1 protein-coding gene and 1 pseudogene are annotated in these 633 nt (G+C 75.8%); both read left to right on the top strand.

Annotated features, from left to right (window positions below; all coding sequences use genetic code 11):
• Positions 1–429: glycosyltransferase (locus D588_RS0117735; protein WP_017916928.1), on the top strand; the 429-nt coding region annotated here is incomplete at its 5' end.
• Positions 410–633, top strand: a pseudogene (locus D588_RS25250) (O-antigen ligase family protein); the annotation flags it as partial. The gene D588_RS0117735 and the pseudogene D588_RS25250, both read left to right, overlap by 20 nt.

The raw sequence follows: 633 nt of genomic DNA, 5'->3' as shown, positions 1-633 counted from the left end.
TGGCTGTGGCTGCCGGGCGCGCGCGAGGCCGGGCGCGAGGCCTACATCCGCGAACTGGAAGCCGAGGCGGCGACCCTCGGCGTGGCCGACGCGGTGGCGTTCACGCCGCCGACCGCACGCATCGCCGACGCCTACGCCGCCAGCGACCTGGTGCTGCAGCTGTCGCGCAAGCCCGAGGCGTTCGGTCGCACCGTGGTCGAGGCGCTGGCGGTCGGGCGGCCGGTGCTGGGCTGGGCGCATGGCGGGGTCGGCGAATTGCTGGCGCAGCTGCAGCCCGCCGGCGCCGTGGCGACCTTCGACGCCGTGGCCCTGCTGGCGGCCGCGCGCACACTGCTGGCACATCCGCCGGTGCCGCCGGCGACGCTCCCCTATACGCTGCAGGCGATGCAGCGCAGCACCCTGGCGATCTATGACGAACTCCGGTCCTGACGGTTCCCTGTCCGCTTCTGCCTTGCCCGAAGTCCGCGAACGCTGGGCGCCGGTCTGGGTGCTGGTGTTCGTCGCGCTGTGGCCAGCGCCCGGCCTGGCCGCCGGGGTGCTGGCGCTGGGCGCCCTGGTCACCCTGGCGCGCCTGCTGCACAGCCGCTTCCGCGGCGGCGCGCGCCTGCTCAGCGGCCCGGCCTGGGCGCTGAC

This window comes from Xanthomonas sp. SHU 308 (assembly GCF_000364645.1).
Lineage (GTDB): Bacteria > Pseudomonadota > Gammaproteobacteria > Xanthomonadales > Xanthomonadaceae > Xanthomonas_A > Xanthomonas_A sontii.
Note: the sequence above shows the minus strand (reverse complement) of the source record. Positions and strands in the feature narration are given on the sequence as shown.